Raw genomic sequence first — 23,545 nt, forward strand, 5'->3', positions numbered from 1 at the left:
CCACTCTACAAACAAAGGTAACTCGTGATCCGCCCTAAATTATTATTGCGTCTAATCCATATTAACTGGGTTCTGGTCTTTCACGGCCTGGACGAAATCGTTTTAAAAACCCATTTATTCCGACCTGTCCGCTATTTAGCGGTTTTCTCTCCCAACTTCTGGCTTAGAAACTCATCAGACTCCCGCGGCGTCAGAATCCGGCGCGCACTTGAAGATTTGGGGCCGATTTATGTCAAGTTCGGCCAGGCCTTGTCTACCCGAAGAGATCTGTTGCCCGATGACATCGCCGATGAACTGATCAAACTACAGGACCGGGTTCCGCCTTTTGCCAACGAACTTGCGCGCAGCATTATCGAAAAAGAACTGGGCATGTCTATCAGCGACGCGTTTGCCGAGTTTGATGCCGAACCGCTGGCCTCGGCGTCAGTCGCACAAGTTCATACCGCCGTCTTGCACAGCGGCGAAAGCGTTGTCGTTAAAGTACTGCGTCCCGATATAGAAAGCCGCATACGCTCAGACATAGGACTGCTCTATGAACTGGCCCGTTTTGCCGAGCGCTTCTGGGCTGACGCAAGAAGACTGCGCCCTATGGATGTTGTTGCCGAATTTGAAAGAACCACGCTGGATGAACTCGATTTGGTCAGGGAAGCCGCCAATGCCGCCAAATTGCGCCACAACTTCAAAAACTCCGACGTCATCTACATTCCGGAGATTCACTGGTCGCTAACGCGCCGGAAAGTTCTGGTCATGGAAAGGATTCACGGCATACCGGTAGGTAACATCGACCAGCTTAGAGAAGGCGGCGCGGATTTTAAATTACTCGCCGAGCGCGGCGTGGAAATCTTTTTCACCCAAGTGTTCAGGGATAATTTTTTCCATGCCGACATGCATCCCGGCAATATTTTCGTCGATCTGCCGGCCAAGTATATCGCTGTCGATTTTGGTATCGTCGGCACCCTGTCATTGTCCGACCAGCATTACCTGGCGGAAAACTTTCTGGCTTTTTTCAATCGCGACTATCGTAAAGTAGCCGAAATGCATGTTGAATCGGGCTGGGTTTCCGAATCGACCCGGATAGAAGAGTTTGAATCCGCGATACGTAGCGTTTGCGAGCCGATTTTTGAAAAACCGCTTAAGGACATTTCATTCGGCCAATTGTTGCTGCGTTTATTCCAGACGGCGCGTCGTTTCGATATGCACGTCCAACCGCAACTGGTCTTACTGCAAAAAACCCTGCTTAACATCGAAGGCTTGGGGCGACAGCTTTACCCTGACCTGGATTTATGGCAAACCGCCAAGCCTTTTCTTGAAAAATGGTTTCATGAGCGCATCGGCCCTAAAGCCAAAATCGACAAACTCATCAAACAGTTTCCTGACTTTGCCGAACAATTTCCCGAAATCCCTTCTTTGATTTATAAAGCGCTGGACAATGCCGCTCACGCAAAGCAGCATGCAGAAATGCAGAACAGGGAATTAATGCTGCTGCGCCAACAAATGGACAACAATCACCGCAGAACGGTCTGGGCTATGTTGATCAGTGCGATGGTCATCAGTGCGGCGGTGTTGTTTCAATAATTAAATTCTGTAGGCCGGAATAAGCCGGTTCGAGCGGGAGCGAGAATCAGCGTTGCCTACATGGATGTAGGTAAGGGGCGTGAGCAGGAGCGGAAGCTTTTCCGGCAATCACCATCCGGCAAGCCGGAAACGCCACCTCGCGCTACGCGCTTGGATGGTCTTATTCCGGCCCACGCCTATCGTGGTGAATACTTCCTGCGTTTTTTCATACAAAGTTGAGGTGCAAAAATGGTAACACTGGAAACGCCGATCTGTGATTTAGGCAAGAAAGCGATCGATTTTGAATTACCCGGCATTGACGGGCGCACGTGGTCTCTACAACAGTGCATGGGTAAGAAAGGCCTGTTGGTGATGTTTATCTGCAATCATTGTCCGTACGTCAAAGCCGTGCAAGACCGCATTGTCAGAGATACGCAGGAACTTAAAGCGTTGGGCATCGAATCGGTAGCGATCATGTCCAACGATACCGTTGAATACCCCGCCGATTCATTCGACAACATGAAAAAGCTATCCGATCAATTGGGTTTCAGCTTTCCTTATTTGCTTGATGAAACCCAGCAGGTCGCCAAGGCTTACGGCGCTATCTGTACACCGGACTTTTTTGGCTATAATGCCGACTATGAACTGCAATATCGGGGACGTCTGGATGCCAGTCGCAAGGAAACCGCACCGGAAGGTACTAAACGGGAATTATTCGAGGCGATGAAACTGGTTGCAGAAACCGGTCACGGCCCCAAGGAGCAAACCAACAGTATCGGTTGCTCCATCAAATGGAAACAAGATTAACCAAACCCAACGTTTTATTAAACGTTGAAAAAACAACCAACACAGTGAGAGCGTAATATGTCAATTAAGAGAATGGTAGATCTGGATTTGTCGGGCAAACGGGTGTTAATCCGTCAGGATCTGAATGTACCGGTAAAAGACGGCAAAGTGACCAGCGACATTCGCATCCAGGCCAGCGTGCCGACTATTGAAAAAGCCTTGGCAGCAGGTGCTGCGGTCATGTTGATGTCGCATCTGGGTCGTCCTGTTGAAGGCCAATATGATGAAGAATCTTCACTGAAACCGGTCGCCGAACGCTTATCCAGCTTGCTGGGCAAGCCGGTCAGACTGGAAAAAGACTGGATCGACGGCATCACTATAGAACCGGGCGAAGTCGTGCTTTGCGAAAACGTGCGTTTTAATGCTGGTGAAGGCAAAAACGACGATACGCTGGGCAAGAAAATGGCGGCTCTTTGCGACGTATTTGTGATGGATGCTTTCGGCACCGCACACAGAGCGCAGTCCTCAACCCATAGCGTGGCTAAATTTGCACCGATTGCTTGCGCGGGTCCGTTATTGTCCAGCGAACTGGACGCGCTCGGCAAAGCTCTGGAAACACCAGCCAAACCTCTGGTTGCCATTGTCGGCGGTTCCAAAGTATCCACCAAATTAACAGTATTAAAATCCCTATCGGAAAAAGTCGACCAGTTAATCGTCGGCGGCGGCATTGCCAACACCTTTATTGCAGCCGCAGGGTTCCCAGTCGGCAAATCGCTCTATGAAGCCGATCTGCTTGATGAGGCCAGACGACTGATTGCCGCAGCTAAAAGCAACGGTTCCGACATTCCCATCCCTGTTGACGTGGTTTGCGCCAAGGAATTTTCAGAAACCGCCGTCGCTACCGTTAAAAAAGTGGCCGATGTCGAAGCCGATGACATGATTATGGATATAGGCCCGGATACCGCAAAACAGTACGCCGAGATGTTAAAAACCGCCGGCACTATCGTCTGGAACGGCCCGGTCGGTGTATTTGAATTCGACCAGTTCGGCAATGGTACAAAATCTCTTGCCATGGCAATTGCCGAAAGCCACGCTTTCTCGATTGCAGGCGGCGGCGATACCTTGGCGGCTATCGACAAATACGGCATTAACGATGAGGTGTCTTACACATCAACCGGCGGCGGCGCCTTCCTTGAATTTCTTGAAGGTAAAGAACTTCCTGCCGTTTCTGTGTTAAAATCAAAACAATAGGCACAAGGCTCAGGGCGAAAGGCAAAAAAACCTTTTGTCCTGAGCTTTTCGCCTTTAACCCACTACATCAGGATTAAAAATGGCCAGAGTCACTATCGAAGATTGTTTAGAAAATGTTGAAAATCGCTTCAAACTGGTTTTGTTAGCCAGCACCAGAGCGCGCCAACTCAGCCACGGTGCAACTGAATTTGTGCCGCGCGGTAAAGACAAGGATACGGTTGTTGCGTTACGCGAAATTGCGGCAGGTCATGTTACGCCTGAAAACGTCAATCTCCTGCATCGTGTCGGTGAAGCGCATGATCACCATAACCCGATGTTTTAATCCGTAGAGCCTATGCTGGAAATAGCCGACACGATCGAACTGGAACGCCCTCAGGACAAACTGATCCGGCGTTTATGCACGACCTTGTCCGGCTATCTGGATCAAGCCCAAATCGACCAATGTGTCCGTGCTTATGAAGTCGGTGCGGATGCTCATGAAGGTCAATTTCGTAAAAGCGGCGAAGCCTATATTTGCCACCCTGTCTCTGTCGCCATCAGTCTTGCTGAAATGCGCATGGACGCCAACGGCATCATGGCCGCAATACTGCATGATGTTATAGAAGATACCCCGGTCAGTAAAAAAGAGCTGGCCGAACAGTTCGGCACGGAAGTCGCAGAACTGGTTGACGGGGTTACCAAATTAAGCAAAATCGACAGTAAATCACATGCAGAAACGCAAGCGGAAAATGTCCGCAAAATGTTTCTGGCCATGGCCAAGGATTTACGCGTCATCATCGTCAAACTGGCCGACCGACTGCACAACATGCAGACTCTCGGCGTTATGCCGGCTGCAAAAAAGCGGCGCATCGCCCGTGAAACCCTGGATATTTACGCCCCGATCGCCAATCGTTTAGGCATGAATAATATCCGGCAAAAACTCGAAGCGCTGAGTTTTGAAGCAATGTACCCAATGCGCCATGCGGTGTTAAATAATGCCGTAAAAAAAGCGCGGGGCAACCGCCGTAAAATTGTCGACATCATAGAAAATACGATAAAAAACCGTTTGGAACAGGCCGGTATAGACTGCGACGTGGCTGGACGGGAGAAAAATCTTTACAGCATTTATAAAAAAATGCTCAATAAAAAGATTTCCCTGGCCGACGTTTTTGATGTCTATGCATTCAGGATTTTTTGCGATGATGTTGATACCTGTTACCGCGTTTTAGGCGTTATGCATAACCTGTATAAGCCGATTCCCGGACGTTTCAAAGATTACATCGCCTTACCCAAAGCCAATGGCTACCAATCCCTGCACTCCATCTTAATGGGGCCCTACGGCGTGCCTATTGAGGTTCAGATCAGAACGCATGAAATGCACCGCATGTCGGAATCGGGCATTGCCGCGCACTGGCTGTATAAATCCGATGACGATAAAATCGAAAAATTCCAGGATCGCGCTAACGAGTGGCTGAGGGATTTGCTGGAAATCCAAAAATCTGCCGGTGATTCGCTGGAATTCATCGATAACCTGAAAGTGGATCTGTTTCCGCAGGAAGTATTCGTATTTACTCCACAGGGCGCCATTATTAAACTGCCTCGCGGCGCAACCATTATCGATTTTGCCTACGCCGTACATACCGACGTCGGTAATGCCTGTGTCTCCGCCAGAATCGACAAACAACTGGTACCGCTGCAAACCAAGCTGGAAAACGGCGTCACCGTTGAAGTCATTACCGCATCATGGGCCCGGCCCAACCCGCTTTGGCTCAATTATGTCATTACCGCCAAAGCCCGCTCCGGCATTCGCAACTATCTAAAACATTTTAAACAGCAGGAAGCGATTAATCTGGGTCGCCGTTTACTGGAAAAAGAACTGCTGTCCATGCATCTGCATCTGGAAAATATCGACAAGGAAAAAATACAAGCCTTGCTTCAGGTTATGTCCAAACAATCGCTGGATGAATTGCTTGAAGACATCGGACTGGGCAATAAAATGCCGTTTTTGGTCGCCAAGCGCATCGCTCAGGACGATATTAATGCCACTATCAAACTGGATGACGGCGACCAATCGCAAAAGAAGCCGCTGGTCATAAAAGGCACGGAAGGCATGGTTATCACCTTGGCAAAATGTTGCAGGCCGATTCCCGGCGATTCGATTATCGGCTATTTCAACCCCGGCAAAGGCATCGTCGTGCATCATCACGAATGCCGCAACAGCAGTGTGGTCAGAAAAAAACAGACCAACTGGCTGGATGTAGAATGGAGTGCGGATGCAGCCGGCGATTTTCCGGTTGAAATCCGCATAGAAATACTCAATCAACGCGGCTCGCTGGCGACCATCGCCTCGACTATTTCCGAACTGAATTCCAACATTGAAAATGTCACCGTCGTCGATCAGGATGACCGTATTAGCGTCGATTTAATCACCTTAACCGTCAAAGACCGGGTGCATTTAGCCAAAATCATGCGTCGCTTGAAAGAGTTATCGATAGTGTTAAAAATTACTCGCGTTAAAGCATAAAGGATCAAAAATGACCAAACAAATTATCCAGTCCGATAAAGCGCCGCAAGCCATCGGCACCTACTCGCAAGCGGTCAGGGTGGATCGCACGGTTTATCTTTCAGGACAAATTCCTTTGGTGCCTGAAACCATGACCATAATTGAAGGCGATATAGGCGCACAAATCACCCAGGTATTCGACAACTTGCAAGCGGTTGCAGAAGCGGCGGGCGGTGATTTTTCGGACATCGTCAAGTTGAATGTTTTTTTGACCGATCTGGCGCACTTCCCGTTAGTTAACGAAATCATGGGGTATTATTTTCAGGAACCCTACCCCGCACGCGCCGCTATCGGCGTTGCCGCTTTGCCTAAAGCCGCCGATGTAGAAATGGATGCGATTATGATTTTAAAGCCTCAGGAATATCCGGCTTGTTGATTACGCACTAACGTACCTCCGCTAATGAATACCCTGAACCAACCGGTCGGCATTTTGACAGGGATAGGCGCTCAAACCGCAAACCGCCTGCAAAAACTCGGCCTTTGCACACTTCAGGACTTGATTTTTCACCTGCCTCTGCGTTACGAAGACCGCACCCGTGTTTATCCGATATGCTCGTTAAAGCCCGGCATGACGGTACTGATCAGCGGCAAGGTTGAGTTTATCGATATTTTACCCCGAGGCCGAAAAAGTTTGATCTGCCGAATCAGCGACGGCACCGGCTTTATCAGCCTGAAGTTCTTCCACTTTTCCGCCAGCCAGCACAATGCGCTGAAACCCGGCACATCAATCAGTTGTTTTGCCGAAGTTCGCTACGGTTTTGCCGGACTGGAAATGGTTCATCCTGAATACAAGGTCATCGCCAATCCCGACGACTGCATAACGGAAACGCGCTTGACCCCCGTTTATCCACTGACCGAAGGGCTTAGCCAGAATGTCGTACGCAAAGCGGTCAAACAGGCTTTAGAGCTTTGCAGCCATGAACCCGAGTTGCTGACCGACTGGATACCCGAATCGATCTTAAAGCAATACCGTTACCCTGCCCTGGCAGATGCAATCCGGACCCTTCATGCGCCGGACGAATCGGTGTCGATTGAAGCTTTGCAAAACGGCAGCGTACCCGCATTAAAACGGCTGGCCTTTGAAGAACTGCTTACGCATTATTTAAGCCTGAGAATAACCCGCAATAAAACCAAAGCATGGCAGGCACCCTCGTTCTTAGAAACTGCGACCGGCAAAGTTGCCGCAGAACATTTCATCCGCTCCCTGCCGTTTAAACTGACCGGCGCGCAGCAACGAGTGATTGCGGAAATCGAAGCCGATTGCCGCTTGCAACATCCGATGATGCGACTGGTTCAAGGCGATGTCGGCTCAGGTAAAACCATCGTCTCCGCCTACGCGGCGTTACTAGCCTTAACGGCAGGTTATCAGGTTGCGGTGATGGCTCCGACCGAGTTGCTGGCCGAACAACATAAGCGCAACTTCGACGTCTGGTTTGACGGCTTTGAAACCCAAGTAACATACTTAACCGGACAACTCAAAGGCAATGCCAGGAAAGCCGTTTTACAAGCGCTGGAGGACGGCAGCGCGGGTATTATCATCGGCACCCATGCATTATTTCAGGACGCTGTGAACTTCCATCGACTCGGCCTGATTATTATTGATGAGCAACACCGCTTCGGCGTACATCAGCGACTGGCGCTCAGGGAAAAAGGCCAACAGGGCGGCATCAGGCCGCACCAGTTAGTAATGACCGCCACGCCGATTCCGCGTACCCTGGCTATGCTGCAATATTCCGACCTGGATATATCCATCATCGACGAACTGCCGCCGGGTAGAAAACCGGTCGTCACCAGCGTGATTCCCGCCGAGCGACGCGCCGATGTGATCGACCGGATTAACGGCTGGGTCGACAAAAAAAAACAGGTCTATTGGGTCTGTACGCTGATTGAAGAATCGGAAGTTTTGCAATGCGAAGCGGCGGAAAAAACCGCAGAAACATTAACCCAAGCCTTGCCGAACGTACGCGTTGCGCTAATACACGGGCGCATGAAGTCAGCCGAAAAAGACGCCGTTATGCAGGCCTTTAAAAATCACCAAATTGATTTGCTGGTCGCCACAACCGTCATTGAAGTCGGTGTCGATGTGCCCAATGCCGGATTAATGATCATCGAAAACCCGGAGCGTCTCGGACTATCCCAACTGCATCAATTGCGCGGACGGGTCGGTCGCGGCAATGACGACAGTTATTGCCTGCTGATGTATCAAGCACCTTTGTCCGATACCGCCCGTCATCGTCTGGGAGTTTTACGGGACAGCAACGACGGTTTTGTCATTGCCGAAAAAGATCTTGAGTTGCGCGGCCCCGGCGAAGTCATGGGTACCCGGCAGACCGGACAAATGCATTTTAAAATTGCCGATTTGGCCAGGGATTCCGATTTGCTGGCTGTCGTTCAACAGATTGGCGACACCTTTTTCACCCACTCGCCCCAAGCCATACAACCCTTGTGTGACCGTTGGCTGGGCGCATCGACCGAATATTCCGAGGTTTAATTTAAGTTGGCAAGCAAAAGCTTTTTATTCAAGCGGGAACCCTTATGGCTGGAAAACCGGTCCGGCATCCGTCATACCCTGCCGAAAAATGTCCAGTCATGGACCTATGAACCAGGATCGCTGACCCAGCGTCTGCGTGATTATTACGGTGATGCGATTGGCGTTAAAATCCTGCTACAGCAATGGAATACGCCGTTTTTAACCGAGCGCAGACTGCTTAAATTACACGAAAACAAATACAGCCTGATTCGTGAGGTTTTGCTGCATGCCGACGGCAAGCCGCTGATTTTAGCGAGAACCATCATCCCGACAAGAACCATCAAAGCGGCTAAAAGCAACTTGGCTCATCTCGGCAGTCGTCCACTCGGAGAAGTGATTTTTTCCTATCCAAAACTGGAACGCATAGAAATGGATGTTACTTTTATTGATCCGCCGATCTGGACCCAGCCTGCGATTGCTGAAGGCCATATCGACCAGCCGATCTGGGGCAGAAGAACCGTTTATGCAATTGCGCACCGGCAAATGCTGGTGAGTGAGTTTTTCTTGCCGGAGGTCTTGGAAGTTTTTTAGCTGGGCTAAGAGGGCATGTTCATCGAGATTTAACAAGAGTGCAAGCTTCGCCTAAAGCGCCTACTTTTGGTGCTTGCAAGGCAGTACTCCAACTCTGTAGCACCACCCGGACTCGCCGGAATTACCACCTCACTCTAACGTCTTTCGACCAGCTCAGGACAGGCTTGGATGGTTTTATTTCGGCCTAAACCACATTCGCAATAACAACAGCCCGTTTCGGAGCCGGCAAGCCTTCGCAGGTCAGTTGCGGATTTTCCGCATCCAAAAAATCTTTCAGCGAATTAAAAGTCATCCATTCCGTAGTGCGCTGTTCTTCAATACTGGTTACGGTGACATCGACCAGCCGGATATTTTTAAAGCCGCACCGCTTTAACCAGCTGATCAAGGTGTCGCAGCTGGGCAGAAACCAGACGTTGCGCATTCTGGCGTAACGGTCTTCGGGCAACAAAACCTGACCCAGGCCGCCGTCGATAACCAGGGTTTCCAGCACCAGTTCGCCGCCGGGTTTCAGGCAGTCTCTTAACTCCATCAGGTGATCGATAGGCGAACGGCGATGATACAGTACGCCCATCGAAAATACCGTGTCGAATGCCTTGAGGCCAATGGGCATGTCTTCAATGCCCATTGGCAAGACGTAAACCGGAGCTTCGCCGTACAATTTCCTGACCAGCTGAAACTGCATTACATTGAGCAGCATGGGGTCGATGCCGACCACTGTTTTTGCACCTGCGCCCAGCATACGCCAGCAATGATAACCGTTGCCGCAACCTACATCCAATACCAGGCGATACTCTAACGGCGCGATATGGTCTTTTAGGCGGTTCCACTTCCAGTCTGAACGCCATTCGGTATCTATGTTGATGCCGAACAAGTTGTAGGGGCCTTTACGCCAGGGATGGAGTGCTTTTAATTGGCTGTGTAGAGCCGACTTTAGTCGCCCAGGGCGAATCAATTCGCCCTGACAATGCTCTATTGTATCCATGCTGTCGTCGATCAAATCATCGGAACAGCCTATTTGCACCGCATCGGCATCAAGCGCTCGGTATGCGACGGGCAGTTCCGGCACGCTATCGACCAGCGCCTGCCACTGCGCTAAATCGCCATGTTTGGCTTGATCAAAGCCCCGTTCAAGCTGTTGCGGCAATATCTTTGCCCAGGCATCGGCTTTTGCTTCAATCAGCGCATCATATAAGGGTTGATAATCAATCATTTCAAGGCAATGATGGAGGCAAAGTTGAAGTATTGGAACCAGACTTCCGCGCTGCTGAAACCAACTTGCCGCAAACGGTTTTGATGCTGGACAAAGGTTTCAGGAATCAGCACATTTTCCAACGCTGTGCGTTTTTGGCTGATTTCCAGGTCGCTGTAGCCTTGCGCTTTTTTAAAGGCATGATGCATTTCTATTTGCAGTTCCTGTTGCCGTTCGTCATCGAATTTGAGTTTTTCCGACAGGATTAAAATGCCGCCGGGCAAAAGTCCCTGATAGATTTTTTGCAAAAAATCGGATCGGTCTTCAAGCGGGATAAACTGAAGGGTAAAATTTAAAACTACCACAGAGGCATTTTCAATCGCAACCTCACGAATGTCAGCGCACAGCACATCGACTGCAACCGGTGCCTGATCTTTTTTTAACGTTTCCTGAAAGCGCGCCACCATTGCCTCGGAATTATCAACGGCAACAATGCGGCAATTTTCAGCTGCAATCTGGTGACGCATCGATAAGGTCGCAGCTCCCAGAGAGCAACCCAGATCGTAACAGACGCTATGCTCACGGGCAAAACGCCCGGCCAAAAGACCTATCGCAGAAATAATTGCGCTATAACCGGGAACAGACCGTTGAATCATGTCCGGAAAGACGCTGGCTACTGTTTCGTCAAATTTAAAAGCACCGACTTCGCCAATGGGGCTGGCATAAATGGAGTCTTTCGGGGAATTCATGGATTAGGAAATAAAAATTGAGCGGGGTGGAACGGGCCGTAGCTGTAGGGGGAGTTTTATTCGCTCTGGGCGACTAAAGTCGCCCCTACAGGGATAAGCTTGGCGTAGCGTTTTTCGCAATGTTTCAGGAATTCGCTGCAGACTTTGCCGCTAGCGCTTCAGCATTACGCTTAACCAGTCCTTCAATAACCGCGTTTAATGAACCTTTGGTTTGAACTTCACTGGTGAAAGTGCTGCGATAGTTGGTCACTAAACTTACGCCTTCAATCATAATGTCGTAGGCTTTCCATTCGCCGCCACTTAGCAGCATCCGGTAGTTAACGCCGATAGGCTGTATGCCGGGTTGCAAAACTTCGGTTTTTACAATAACTTTTTTCTCATCGCTGCCCATTTCAAGAGGCAGAAAACGGACCGACCAGTCGTTAAATTCCACAAAAGCGCGGGAATAGGTTCTTACTAACAGCGTTTGGAATTCATGTTTAAAACGCTCACGTTCATCAATAGTTGCTGTTTTCCAGATTTTTCCCAAAACCAGTTCTGAAATTCTGTCGAAATCAGTATGCGGATAAATGACTTCATTAACGAATTGTGTGATCTTGGCAAAATCTTTGGTAAAAGATTTATCCTGCAGCTTTTCCTGTAATTTTGCAGAAGCGACTTGTATCGCCTGTTGTGGAGGCAACAAATCAGCCGCGACACCCTTAGCGACAGGCATCAAACTGAGTAATACAGCAAATAAACCGAACATTGTAACTTGCTTAGCTTTCATAAAACCCTCTAAAATCAAACTGACGGATGCATTCACTCTTCAAATATCAGAATTGTATTCACTGATACAATAAATCCTCTGTACTTAAATCTGTATTTAGAACAGAGATGTTGCACTGCAATGTCCCTACAAAGATTTAAGATTTTTACAAACCCTTAGAGCTAAGGATAAGATGACACATAATAACATCAATTTTCCTCAAACACGCATGAGAAGAATGCGTTATAACGACTTTTCGCGTCGTTTAATGCGCGAAAACCGCTTATCTGTTGATGATCTGATTTATCCGATGTTTGTCACTGAAGGCTCAAATCAACGAGAATCCATCTCATCCATGCCCGGCATAGAAAGACTCTCACTGGATTTGCTGCTTGAAGAAGCGCATCAACTTTATAATCTCGGCATCCCAGCCATTGCACTGTTTCCGGTGACTTCCGCCGATAAAAAATCGGAACATGCGGCCGAGGCCTATAATCCTGAAGGGCTGATTCAACGTAGCGTAAGAGCTTTAAAAAAAGCCATTCCCGAATTAGGTATTATTACCGATGTCGCACTGGACCCCTTTACTACTCACGGACAGGATGGACTGGTCAATCCGGACGGCTACGTGATGAATGACGAAACCATCAAGGTATTGACCCGGCAGGCGCTGTCTCATGCCGAAGCCGGAGCCGATATTGTGGCGCCGTCGGACATGATGGACGGTCGTATCGGCGCGATAAGGCAGGCGCTGGAAGCTCAAAACCATACCAACACGCTGATATTGGCTTATTCCGCCAAATATGCCTCCAGCTTTTACGGCCCGTTCAGGGATGCCGTGGGTTCCGCCGGAATGCTGGGCAAAGGCAACAAATACAGTTATCAAATGGATCCTGCCAATTCCGACGAAGCCATGCGCGAAATACAGCTGGATTTACAAGAAGGCGCGGATATGGTCATGGTCAAGCCCGGCATGCCCTACCTGGACATTATCCGCCGGGTAAAAGACCAATACGGCGTACCAACGTTCGCCTATCAGGTCAGCGGCGAATACGCGATGCTCAAAGCCGCCGCCATGAACGGCTGGCTGGATGAAAAACAAGTCGTGCTGGAATCTCTGCTGGCTTTCAAACGTGCCGGTAGCGATGCTATCCTGACCTATTACGCCAAATCTGTAGCCCAGTGGTTGCAGGATTAATGCGAACATTTTAAATAATCCTTAATCTAACAACCTAAAGTGAGGCCTGTTTTATGTCAGAAGATATTCTAATCGCCGAAAAAAGAAGATTTCACATTGAGGAAGCCATTTTGGTTTTACTGCTGATCCTGTCGCTAGTCGGTATCGGCATCATGGATTTTTCCCCTGCCGACGGCTATGGTTATTGGCTCATTTTGGTTTTTGTATTTTGCCTGTTTGCAATGGTTATCGGCTGGCTGCAATCGAAGCACCGCAGTGATGATTTCAAGATTATCTTTCGTGAGCAATCGATACACTGGGCCACATCGTTACTGGTGGTTGGCGGGGTGTTTTTAATCCACCAGTCCGGACGGATACCCGAAGAAGATGCCGGCCTTATTATCCTGCTGATTCTATCGCTTTCAACCATACTTGACGGCCTGCGCGTAGGCTGGCGCTTTAGCCTGGTTGGTCTATTCCTGGGGGTTGCCGCTGTGGTGTCGGTCTATACACCGCATTTTCTCTGGATAGAACTGGGCATTGCCCTTTTGATTGTTGCAGTGACCATTGCATGGGAATTATGGACGGAGAGAAAAGCACAATTATGACCTTAATCGACCGCTATGCCGTATTTGGCCATCCTATCAAGCACAGCAAATCGCCGCGCATTCATCGGCTTTTTGCCGAACAAACCGGACAAACGCTTGAATATACTGCGGTGGAAGTACCTGCCGAACAGTTCCAAACAACCGTTGCGATGTTTTTTGCTGGAGGCGGCAAAGGCTTAAATTGCACCGTACCTCTGAAAGAGCTCGCCTGGAACTACGCTGACTGTAGAACCGAACGCGCCCAACTGAGCAAGGCAGTCAACACGCTCGCATTTCAGGCGGACGGCTCTATATTAGGCGATAACACCGACGGCATAGGTCTGGTAACAGACTTGGTCACCAACCATGCCATCACCTTAACAGGCATCCGCATACTGATTCTGGGCGCCGGTGGCGCCAGTCGGGGCATCATAGCGCCTATTCTTGAGCAAGCCCCGCAAACCCTTGTTATCGCCAACCGCACCGTTGATAAGGCCGTCAAGCTGGCCGCTGAATTTCACGACAAAGGAGCTATCACCGGCTGCGGCTTTGATGGCTTGGAAAACCGGCAATTCGATTTGATTTTAAACGCGACATCAGCCAGTTTGAGCGGTCAGTTACCGCCGCTACCGCCCGGTTTACTGGCGGCAGGCGGCAACTGTTACGACCTCGCCTACGGTAACGAACCGACGGCTTTTGTGCGCTGGGGACTGGAAAATCATGCGGCAAAGAGCCTGGATGGACTGGGTATGTTGGTTGAGCAGGCAGCGGAAGCTTTTTTTACCTGGCGTGGCGTTCGGCCCAAAACCCGGCCTGTTATTGAACTGTTGAATTCAGAGCGGCAAGCTTGAAAGGCAAAGGGCAAAGGGCAAAGGGCAAAGGGCAAAAATAGCTTGTATTGAGATTTAAGGAGCCGTCAAATTTTTCGCCTTTAGCCTTTACTCCTTCACCTTCAAATACTTATTTTTCAACTGAATATACTGCTTGGACGAATATTCCAGAAACTCCTTGTCGGATTCCGTTAAAGGCCGGACCTGTTTGGCAGGTGCCCCCACATAAAGATAACCGCTTTCCAGCTTTTTCCCCGGCGGAACCAGCGCCCCGGCACCCAGCATCACATAATCTTCAAGAACAGCCCCATCCATAATAATCGCGCCTATCCCTATCAGACAATAGTCGCCCACTGTGCAGGCATGCACCACCGCTCTATGCCCTATAGTAACGCCTTTGCCTATAATTAACGGATGGCCTTGAGCCGTGTACTTGCCGGCATGAGTTACATGCAACACGGAACCATCTTGTATATTGGTGCCGCCGCCAACAGTAATACTTTCAACATCGCCTCTGAGCACCGTCGTAGGCCATATGGAAACATCATCGCCCAAAGTAACGTCGCCGATCACCACAGCGCTGTCATCTATAAACACCGACTTGCCGATTGCCGGGTATTTATCATTAAACTTTCTAATTGCCACTTTAACTCCCGCCTGTACATTTACTTACTGATTTTAAAGATTATTTACATAGCGTTATGCCTGCACCCGACTCAACGCAAATAGCGCCAGGGCTAATACAGTCAAACTGGGCGTAACTGCCATCAGCGGCGGATTAAGATCGTAAATCAACCCGATATGGCCGACAATTTTATCGATAATATTAAATCCCATGCCGATGACGACGCCTATCATCATCCTTGCGCCGACGTTAATACCGCGTTTAACACCAATAACAAAGGGCGCAGACACCAGCAACATAACCAAAACAACCAAAGGATTTACCACGCGCCCCCAAAAAGCCAGTTCAAACTCGTGCGATTTTTGATGATTATCTTTTAAAAAGTCGACATACATCGCCAGATCATACATGGATAAATCATGCGAGTTGACCACAACAATCTCCAATAAATCGGGCGCAACGGTTGATTGCCATACCTGCTCATTTTGGGCACTTGCGGTCATCTGCTCTGTTGAAATACTTGATTGCTTGATGCCCTCTAATTTCCACTGCTGGTTGCCTTGAAAAACAGCTTTCTCTGCATGGGTTGAATAACGCAAACGACGCTGGTCATCCAGTTCATAAATACTGATGTCCCCCAGATTTCCGTCATCCTGAATTTTTCGTACATTGATGAATTTTTTGCCTTCACGCAGCCAGAGTCCGTATTTGACGTTCATGACAACCCGGCCTTCGTCCACGGCGTTGACCTTAACCATCTGCGCCGCCCGTTCGGCTACCGGCGCGACAAATTCACCGACCAATATTGAGATCATGACTAAAATCATACCTGCCAGCATAACCGCCCTGATGATCCCCAAAATGGATAAGCCTGCAGCTCGCATGGCAATAAGTTCGCGGTTATTACCCATCGCACCCAATATAAACAGACTGCCTAATAAGGCGGATGCCGGCATCAATTCATAAAAAACGGAAGGCGACGTCAGCGCAAGATAATAAAAGATCTCTGTTAAGCCGTAGTGCCCTTTGCCGAGATCCTTTAGCTGATCGCTGAAGGTAAACAAATTAAATAAGGTCAGTAATAATAAAGCGGCAACCAAAGACCCCTTTAATATTTCCCTGACTATGTAGCCTGTTAATACATTCACTTGCCCACCTTTTCCCTGACTTTCATAACCAGCCATTGCCATCCGTATAATCTTGCCAATAAAATCCCGCCTATCAACAACAAGAGTGTATTGACCCCAAACACGCCCAGCCACGCCGGAATAGTTTGGTTCATTACCCAGCTCTGGCTGACACGGATAAAATTTCCATAGCTAAAATAAATTAAAAAGCCGACCAGCATATTCCCGTAAACACCCCCTCGAGGCGACATTTGCGCCAAAGGCACGGCAATAAAACTAAGTAACACGATCCCCATGGGTATAGAAAACCGACGCTGCAATTCGGCAATATCGGTTATTTCACCGGAACTCGCCAAAGCATCGCTGGCGATCGACTCCTTTCCGAAATTTGCGGCTGATTCTTTGGTCTCCATTCTCACTGCGTATTCGGCGAACCGTTCAAGTACATAAGTTACGGTTCCAGGTTGCCCCTGTATACGCTCACCATTCTCCAAAACAATATAGCGCCCGTCAGGCAAATCCCTCATCCTGCCTACTTCGGCATTAATAATCGCCAAGCGGTCTCCCTGCCTGTGCTGTACAAAAACCTGGTGCATGGTTTTATCGTCATCAATCTTTTCCACATAAAAAACCAAATCCCCTTGACTGTATTCACTAAATTTTCCGGCGGCAATACCTCTAAGATCAGCCGATTCCTTATCCTGATGCATCAGTTCCTCCATCATGGCTTCCGCCCAGGGTGAGACGTAAAATGACAAGCCGGCAGCCAAAATGCTTACAGAAAAAACCAGCAGAAATATAGCTCGATAAACTGTCCCGGCCCCACCTCCTGCTGAAGCCACTGCCGACATTTCCTGATCCCTGTACATTCTGCCCAAGACCATCAACACCGCCATAAACAAGGCGGCCGGCAAAAACGCGGCGCTGGCAATGATCGTTTTCAAACCCAGAACAGTTAGCAAGGTTTGATTGGACACCTGTCCTTCAACAGCCTTGTCAAGAATCCTGATAAACTGTCGGCTGACGATAATAACGACAATCACCGACCAAACCGCCAACAATGTCCTTAACAAATCCAAAGCAACCATTTTGTCCAGGACCGTAATTAACTTACGCCGCCCCATTTTATAGCCTTTAGTCCAATTCGCTTCCAAGCGTGTCTCCCCCATCAAAAAACGAGTATTGTTATACAACGAAAGTAAAAGGTGAAAAGCCGAAAGCGTATCGACTTCTACCTTGAGCCTGTAAATTATGAACTATTTTATAGAAACAGCGCTATTGGAAGTAGCTCATTGTGATTGAGCCAAGCATTTCACATATCTTAAAAAATTACAGCTCCCATCAAAAATCAAATAACAACATATTGATTGGTATGCCGGAAAATTATGTCGCCGACCTTGATACCGCGGCACTGCCTAGGCATGAGTTGGTCTGGGCGAAGTGGAGAACCGGTAAGGCTTGAGGATCGGCTGTAGCCTGGAATAAACCTGTTTGAGCGGCAGAGAAAACGGGGGGTCTCCGGCGCATATTGCTACTGGGCTGCATAGCTTCTTGCACGGGTTCAGTGAAAGGATAGGATAGATTTTAATTGCCAATGATTGCAGCCGAGCCCAGTGCTTGAAGTTGTGCATTATCGGAATTAGCAGTCGTGAGCGTAAACAGCATCTTTCTTGCTGCGTTTGGAACTGACCATTCGTAAGAAATGGTATGAGTTGGACCGTTGCCCCCTGTTTGTGCGCGCTCGTCTTTTGCTAGCCTCGAGACAAACGGAGCGAGGGGACTGCCAACGAGCCCAATAAACATTTTTTCGGCTTTTCCTGTATCGGCTCTCCGCGCGTAAACCATACAAATATTCTTGTTGTTAGGTAGAGCAAGAACGAAAGCCCCATATTTGTCATGGACCGGCCATGCATCACCCGGACTCCCCGACAAGAACTGAACAGTTTTCTCTGGCGGAAGCTTTGGCATGTTTTTCAACTTCACCCGAAGTCCTTCTAAGTCAGAAAGGTTCTTCATGCAGAGTGACACATAGATATTTGCGAACGATTCAGCTTGATTGTCAGCATCGCTTGCAATGCAGGTATTCGATATTGCAACAAATAGCAAAATTAAAATAATCGAGGCGCGCATTAGTTCTCCTGATGAAATCTAATGCGACATAAATGGTCTTATAAAGCCTGACCCGCCGTATATTCCTCATAAGCTCATCGTGCACTTGACTTGTTTGGATTAAGTGTAAACCAAATTCAATAGACCATAACACACAAACAGAAGATGTATTACGCCCTCCCAAAAAAGGCTTGATACACCAAGAGGCTTTAAGCCAATTTACCGCCAGTCGTCTATCCTCAATCAAAAATCAATATTTGTGTTGTATAATCGCAATTAAACGGCCCATCTTGAGCCGATCCCTACAACAGGTTCAAGATAATGCTCTATTCAACAAATAACCGAGTTAAGTTATGGACTATTCAATAGAAACCGCGCCATTAGAAGAACTGCAATGTGATTGTATTATTGTCGGCGTTTATCAAGACCGCCAACTCAGTCCGTCGGCAATTGCGCTTAACAACAGTACCCATGGACTTATAAGCAACATCGTCAACCGCGGCGACCTGAGCGGAAAAAATGGCGAAACCGTGTTAATAAACGCCATTCCAGACAGCAAGATTGAGCGTATTTTGCTGGTTGGATTGGGTGAGAACAAGCCTTTATCCGGCAAGGACTATAAAAAAGCCTTGCTGGCTGCCATCAATAGCCTGAAAAAGCCGCAAATAAAATCGGTCGTCTGCTGCCTGGCGGAATGCGATGTTACAGACCGCGACCGGCAATGGAAATCTCAACAAATTATCGAAGTTTTTAACGATGCCGCGTATCAATTTACCCACACAAAGTCCGATAAAGAAACAGAAAGCAAGATTGAAAAAATTTCCATTGCTGCTACGGAAAACGAACGTGCTTTAGCGCACTCCGGCTTATTGCAAGGCAAGGCTGTTGCCGAAGGCATGAATTTGACCAAATATCTTGGCGATTTACCCGGTAATATCTGCACACCGGCCTATCTTGCCGAACAGGCAATTGAACTGGGCAAAAAATACGCAGGCCTAACCGTTAAAATACTGGAAGAATCCGACATGACGGCACTGGGCATGGGCGCCTTTCTGTCCGTCTCGCGCGGCAGCCGTCAACCCGCAAAATTAATCACTCTGGATTATCAAGGTGGCGAGAAAAACGCCAGGCCTATCGTGCTGATCGGCAAGGGGCTCACCTTTGACGCGGGCGGCATTTCATTAAAACAGGCGCCCGGCATGGATGAAATGAAATACGACATGTGCGGCGGCGCGACTGTTCTGGGAACATTGCTTGCCGTAGCGCAAATGCAGCTGCCGCTGAATATTATCGGCCTGATTCCTTCGTCGGAAAACCTGCCCGATGGTGACGCCAATAAGCCGGGCGATATTGTGACCAGCATGTCAGGCAAAACCATTGAAATCTTAAATACCGACGCCGAAGGCCGCCTGCTGCTCTGCGACACCTTAACCTATGCGGAACACTACAACCCCGAGGTAGTGATAGATATTGCCACGCTGACCGGTGCGTGCGGAGTCGCTTTAGGCCGTGTAGCCAGCGGCCTGCTCGGCAACGACGATACTTTGTGCAATGAACTGACAGCGGCTGGCGAGACCGCCAACGACAGCATCTGGCGTTTACCGCTCTGGGAAGAATACCAGGAACAACTTAAATCCAATTTCGCCGACATGGCCAATGTCGGGGGCAAAGATGGCGGCACCATTACCGCAGCCTGCTTCTTGGCACGATTTGCCGAAAAATTCCGCTGGGCGCATCTGGACATTGCCGCCACGGCTTGGCGCACCGGCCCAACCAAAGGCGCGACCGGCCGCCCCGTGCCGCTATTAAGCCAATATCTAATTAACCGGGCGCAACCTTCACAGAATATAAGTGGCTGAAGTCAGCTTTTACATACTGCCGTCGGAATCGTTACAGGACAGGTATTTTTTCGCCTGCAAACTGATCGAGAAAGCCTATCGTAGCGGCAGTTTTTGTTATGTGCTGACCGATTCTGCCGAACAAAGCCAGATTATAGACGACCTGCTCTGGACCTTCAGGCCAGGCAGTTTTATTCCGCACCAGATATACACGGGCGAACTGCCCGAGCTTGAAAAAGTCATTTTAATCGGCTCCCTGAATGCGCCTGAACACTGGCAAAAAGTCCTGTTCAATCTGTCTTCACGCTATCCTGCCGTAGGATCGCAAACCGAGCGTATTCTCGAAATACTGGATAATAGCGAGACTACCAAAGAAGCAGGTAGAAACCGTTATCGCCAATACCAACAGTCAGGCATGACGGTTACTACGCATAAAGATTGGCAGTAAAGCCCGCCTTTTCAACATTTAGCGCAAAACAAGGAATACAATGCAACTTCAGCTTGAAGACCTGCTTTATCAAAACAATGCCATACAAAGCGCGGTTCAGCTTTTCAAAGGCCAAAGCAGGAATGTCTCTGAGCGTACGCTGCTATCCCAATCCAATGTCATCGACATCGCCCCGAACCAGTGTCTGCTCAGCCCGGAGCTGCTGCACAAAAATAAAATTAGCATCCTGCAACAAAACGCCCTTGCAGAAAACGAGGCCACCTTAAGCGAAGAGCCACAAATCTGCATCGAAATGGAAACCGGTACCGGAAAAACACTGGTTTATATCCGCACCTTGTACGAACTTTATAAAGAATACGGTTACACCAAGTTCATCATCCTCGTGCCATCCATCGCGGTAAAAGAAGGCATCATCAACACGCTGGAAAGTTTTGCCGGGCAACTTAAAGACCATTATCAGCATAACATCCACTGGTTCGAATACGACAGCAAGCGCCTGAATCAACTCAAACACTTTATCAACGACGATCAGCCGTAAATCATGCTGACCACCGTTCAGGCCTTCACCGCAGAAGACCGCATACTCAATCAACCGGGCCGGGATGACAGCATCGGCGGTTTTAGCTATCTTGAAGCCCTGGGACAAACCCGCCCCATCATTATCATGGACGAACCGCAAGAAGGCATGGACACCGACTTGGCGCAAAAACGCCTGAACACTTTGACGCCTCTTTTTGTGTTTCGCTATTCGGCCACCCACAAACGCATCATCAACCGGCTTTATCGGCTGACGCCTTACGATGCTTACGCCGAAGGTCTGGTGAAGAAAATAGAAGTGCTCTCGGTTGCGGAAATCAACGACGAAGCCCTGCTGAAAATAGAGTTGCAGGAGATTCAGGCGCAAGCAGGGCAAGACCCAAAAGCCAAACTCAGCCTCTGGCATAACCTCAAAACGGGCTTTACGCTTAAACCCAGCAAATGGCTTAAAGTCGGCGATAATTTGGGCGCGATAACCAACAACATCAGCTACCAGGACTTTACCGTAGAGCGCATCTACAAGGGCTTGCGGGATAAAAACTGGAAAATCCATTTCAGCAACGGCGTAGAAATAGAACAAAACCAGCGCCAGGGCGACATAAGCGGCATATTCCGTCAACAACTGTACTGGCTAATTGACAGCCATTTTAACAAACAGCAAAAACTCAGCCCGCGCGGCATCAAATGCCTGGCGCTTATTTTTATCGACAAAGTCGATAATTACATCGGTGCCGAGCCGCTGATAAAACAACTGTTTGCCGAAGAATATCAGCGCGTCCACCAGGAGCGCACCGGCAAGCAAGCCAGTCCCGAACAAATTACAGCCGTACAAGGCTATTATTTTGCGCGTACCGGCAAGGGCGAATTTACCGACAACGAAAGCGCCATGCTCAAGAACCGGGAAATCTACGATTTGATCCTCAAAGACAAGCAACAACTGTTGTCGCTGGACAATCCGGTCGAATTCATCTTCTCGCATTCCGCGCTGGGCGTCGGCTGGGACAACCCCAACATTTTCAACATTGCCACGCTTAACCAGACCTACAGCGAAATCAAAAAACGCCAGGAAATAGGCCGGGGCCTGCGTATCTGCGTTAACCAGCAAGGCCAGCGCATTTACGATCCGGCCAGCGACGACGCCGACGATGAGATCAATGTGCTAACCCTGATCCCCAATGAAACTTACGAAACCTTCGCCTTGCAATATCAGGCGCAATTGGCGGACGAATTCGGCATAGACGGCAAAAAACCGCCCCTGCGTAAAAACAGCAAAGGCAACAAGAAGCAAAACAAACTGACCCGGCATGAAACGCGGTTTAACAGCGACAGTTTCCGCAACTTCTGGAAGACCTTGGCAAGAAAAACCCAATACACGGTTAGCTTTGATGAAGCGGAAATCATCAACCGCGGCATACAGGAACTGGGCAAAATAAAAATAGCCTCTTACGAAGCCGAAATACGCCTGACCCGCATCAAGGAGCTGCAAGACATCCAAGGCAAAGGCGAGGAAATCGGTCGGGAAATCGCCCAGCTTAAAGCCAGTTACTCGGCGGCGGATATTGTCGAACAAATCAGCGAAAACACCTCGCTCAGCTACAGCATGGTATTCAGGATCATCAAGGCGTTGGACAACAAAGCCCAAATACTGCGCAATCCGCCGCTATTTATCCAACAAGCCAGTAAAGCGCTCAAACGCATTGAACTGGCGGAAATGCTGCGCACCCTCAGTTATCATGAAACTGGCGACAGCTTTCCATTGGAACTGTTCAAAGAGGTAATTCATACCTACTCGCCGGTTGAACCAACGCCCAACAAAGGCATTTACGATTATGCCATTTGCGATGCGGATTCCCGGCCGGAACATGAATTTGCCCATAATGCCGACAACGACCCGAAAGTCGTCTGCCTGCTGAAACTGCCTGAGTTCTACAAAATACCCACGCCCATTGGCGAATACTACCGACCGGATTTTGGATTAGTGGTAAAACAGCGCAGCCTTAAAAACAGCGATGCCGATGGCCGCGCTCGTTCCTTACGAGCTAGCGGCATACACACCATCCCTGGCGATAAAGAACTGTATTTTGTCATCGAGACCAAAAGCACCAATGACATCAACGACGATAAAGCACTCACCGAACACGAGCGCAGTAAAATCCTATGTGCGGTTAAACATTTTGCGGCCTTGGGCATACACGCCGAAATTGGCGGTGACATACGCTACGAAGTCAAGGAAACGCCGGGAGATTATCAACAAACCAATGCCACTTTTCGAGCGCCGGTTAAAGATTATGGCGATATAAAGTTATAATTCACCCAACTTGGGAACGCCGAGCCCCAGCTCGGCAAGAACTGTTTATTGCTTTTTAATTATCGAAGTTATCACTCCC

Annotated in this window: 22 protein-coding genes; 15 read left to right on the top strand and 7 right to left on the bottom strand. The window is 49.0% G+C overall.

What is annotated here, in order from left to right:
- The first annotated feature begins 24 nt into the window (after positions 1-24).
- The 8 genes from ubiB (at position 25) to Q8L79_RS00835 (ending at position 9,194) form a co-directional block, all read left to right on the top strand.
- On the top strand, positions 25-1,575 hold the full coding sequence (gene ubiB / locus Q8L79_RS00800) for a ubiquinone biosynthesis regulatory protein kinase UbiB (protein ID WP_305267145.1): 1,551 nt from the start codon (positions 25-27) through the stop codon (positions 1,573-1,575).
- 228 nt (positions 1,576-1,803) lie between these two features.
- Positions 1,804-2,361 (top strand): thioredoxin family protein, encoded by a 558-nt coding sequence (locus Q8L79_RS00805; RefSeq protein ID WP_305267147.1) that lies wholly within the window; start codon positions 1,804-1,806, stop codon positions 2,359-2,361.
- Positions 2,362-2,418: 57 nt separating this feature from the next.
- Positions 2,419-3,591: a phosphoglycerate kinase gene (locus Q8L79_RS00810; protein ID WP_305267149.1), complete on the top strand. Its 1,173-nt coding sequence runs from the start codon at positions 2,419-2,421 to the stop codon at positions 3,589-3,591.
- 79 nt (positions 3,592-3,670) lie between these two features.
- Entirely contained in the window at positions 3,671-3,913 is a 243-nt protein-coding gene (gene rpoZ / locus Q8L79_RS00815; RefSeq protein WP_305267151.1) for a DNA-directed RNA polymerase subunit omega, read from the top strand.
- A gap of 12 nt (positions 3,914-3,925) precedes the next feature.
- A complete protein-coding gene (locus Q8L79_RS00820) occupies positions 3,926-6,094 on the top strand; it encodes a bifunctional (p)ppGpp synthetase/guanosine-3',5'-bis(diphosphate) 3'-pyrophosphohydrolase (protein WP_305267153.1) in 2,169 nt (722 codons plus the stop codon).
- A 10-nt stretch (positions 6,095-6,104) separates the two neighbouring features.
- The gene (locus tag Q8L79_RS00825; RefSeq protein ID WP_305267155.1) at positions 6,105-6,509 is read left to right on the top strand and encodes a RidA family protein; all 405 of its coding nucleotides are present in this window, start codon (positions 6,105-6,107) and stop codon (positions 6,507-6,509) included.
- Between the two features lie 24 nt (positions 6,510-6,533).
- Positions 6,534-8,624, top strand: coding sequence for an ATP-dependent DNA helicase RecG (recG, locus tag Q8L79_RS00830; protein ID WP_305267157.1), 2,091 nt, complete (start codon positions 6,534-6,536; stop codon positions 8,622-8,624).
- A gap of 6 nt (positions 8,625-8,630) precedes the next feature.
- Positions 8,631-9,194 carry a chorismate lyase gene (locus Q8L79_RS00835; protein ID WP_305267159.1) on the top strand — a complete coding sequence of 188 codons (564 nt, stop codon included), beginning with the start codon at positions 8,631-8,633 and terminating at the stop codon, positions 9,192-9,194.
- A 184-nt stretch (positions 9,195-9,378) separates the two neighbouring features.
- Here Q8L79_RS00835 and cmoB read toward each other — a convergent pair whose 3' ends face one another.
- The 3 genes from cmoB to Q8L79_RS00850 all read right to left on the bottom strand — a co-directional run bounded on the left by cmoB (position 9,379) and on the right by Q8L79_RS00850 (position 11,901).
- Positions 9,379-10,404, bottom strand: coding sequence for a tRNA 5-methoxyuridine(34)/uridine 5-oxyacetic acid(34) synthase CmoB (gene cmoB / locus Q8L79_RS00840; protein WP_305267161.1), 1,026 nt, complete (start codon positions 10,402-10,404; stop codon positions 9,379-9,381).
- On the bottom strand, positions 10,401-11,132 hold the full coding sequence (gene cmoA / locus Q8L79_RS00845; protein WP_305267163.1) for a carboxy-S-adenosyl-L-methionine synthase CmoA: 732 nt from the start codon (positions 11,130-11,132) through the stop codon (positions 10,401-10,403). The genes cmoB and cmoA overlap by 4 nt, the downstream gene beginning before the upstream one ends.
- Positions 11,133-11,256: 124 nt before the next feature.
- Positions 11,257-11,901: a phospholipid-binding protein MlaC gene (locus Q8L79_RS00850; RefSeq protein ID WP_305267165.1), complete on the bottom strand. Its 645-nt coding sequence runs from the start codon at positions 11,899-11,901 to the stop codon at positions 11,257-11,259.
- A gap of 172 nt (positions 11,902-12,073) precedes the next feature.
- Here Q8L79_RS00850 and hemB point away from each other — a divergent pair, with 172 nt between their 5' ends.
- From hemB to aroE, 3 genes are read left to right on the top strand one after another with little or no spacing between them, the layout of a single operon-like run.
- Positions 12,074-13,078 (top strand): porphobilinogen synthase, encoded by a 1,005-nt coding sequence (hemB, locus tag Q8L79_RS00855; protein WP_305267166.1) that lies wholly within the window; start codon positions 12,074-12,076, stop codon positions 13,076-13,078.
- Between the two features lie 53 nt (positions 13,079-13,131).
- Positions 13,132-13,665 (top strand): hypothetical protein, encoded by a 534-nt coding sequence (locus tag Q8L79_RS00860; RefSeq protein WP_305267168.1) that lies wholly within the window; start codon positions 13,132-13,134, stop codon positions 13,663-13,665.
- The gene (gene aroE / locus Q8L79_RS00865; RefSeq protein ID WP_305267170.1) at positions 13,662-14,495 is read left to right on the top strand and encodes a shikimate dehydrogenase; all 834 of its coding nucleotides are present in this window, start codon (positions 13,662-13,664) and stop codon (positions 14,493-14,495) included. Before Q8L79_RS00860 ends, aroE begins: the two co-directional genes overlap by 4 nt.
- 87 nt (positions 14,496-14,582) lie before the next feature.
- Here aroE and Q8L79_RS00870 read toward each other — a convergent pair whose 3' ends face one another.
- The 4 genes from Q8L79_RS00870 to Q8L79_RS00885 all read right to left on the bottom strand — a co-directional run bounded on the left by Q8L79_RS00870 (position 14,583) and on the right by Q8L79_RS00885 (position 18,356).
- Complete coding sequence (locus Q8L79_RS00870) at positions 14,583-15,119, bottom strand: gamma carbonic anhydrase family protein (protein WP_305267171.1); 537 nt, start codon at positions 15,117-15,119, stop codon at positions 14,583-14,585.
- A 54-nt stretch (positions 15,120-15,173) separates the two neighbouring features.
- Positions 15,174-16,247 (bottom strand): LPS export ABC transporter permease LptG, encoded by a 1,074-nt coding sequence (gene lptG, locus Q8L79_RS00875; RefSeq protein WP_305267172.1) that lies wholly within the window; start codon positions 16,245-16,247, stop codon positions 15,174-15,176.
- Complete coding sequence (lptF, locus tag Q8L79_RS00880) at positions 16,244-17,314, bottom strand: LPS export ABC transporter permease LptF (RefSeq protein WP_370869850.1); 1,071 nt, start codon at positions 17,312-17,314, stop codon at positions 16,244-16,246. Before lptF ends, lptG begins: the two co-directional genes overlap by 4 nt.
- Positions 17,315-17,810: 496 nt before the next feature.
- On the bottom strand, positions 17,811-18,356 hold the full coding sequence (locus Q8L79_RS00885; protein ID WP_305267174.1) for a hypothetical protein: 546 nt from the start codon (positions 18,354-18,356) through the stop codon (positions 17,811-17,813).
- A gap of 332 nt (positions 18,357-18,688) precedes the next feature.
- On the opposite strand from Q8L79_RS00885, the gene Q8L79_RS00890 reads away from it, so the two are divergent.
- The 4 genes from Q8L79_RS00890 to Q8L79_RS00905 are packed head-to-tail and all read left to right on the top strand — an operon-like array spanning position 18,689 to position 23,466.
- Positions 18,689-20,194, top strand: coding sequence for a leucyl aminopeptidase (locus Q8L79_RS00890; protein WP_305267176.1), 1,506 nt, complete (start codon positions 18,689-18,691; stop codon positions 20,192-20,194).
- Positions 20,187-20,621 carry a DNA polymerase III subunit chi gene (locus tag Q8L79_RS00895; protein WP_305267178.1) on the top strand — a complete coding sequence of 145 codons (435 nt, stop codon included), beginning with the start codon at positions 20,187-20,189 and terminating at the stop codon, positions 20,619-20,621. The genes Q8L79_RS00890 and Q8L79_RS00895 overlap by 8 nt, the downstream gene beginning before the upstream one ends.
- Positions 20,622-20,661: 40 nt before the next feature.
- Entirely contained in the window at positions 20,662-21,159 is a 498-nt protein-coding gene (locus Q8L79_RS00900) for a DEAD/DEAH box helicase family protein (protein WP_305267180.1), read from the top strand.
- A gap of 3 nt (positions 21,160-21,162) precedes the next feature.
- The gene (locus tag Q8L79_RS00905; protein WP_305267181.1) at positions 21,163-23,466 is read left to right on the top strand and encodes a hypothetical protein; all 2,304 of its coding nucleotides are present in this window, start codon (positions 21,163-21,165) and stop codon (positions 23,464-23,466) included.
- Positions 23,467-23,545 lie beyond the last annotated feature (79 nt).

Source organism: Methylobacter sp. (assembly GCF_030680395.1).
In the GTDB taxonomy this organism is placed as follows: Bacteria; Pseudomonadota; Gammaproteobacteria; order Methylococcales; family Methylomonadaceae; genus Methylobacter_A.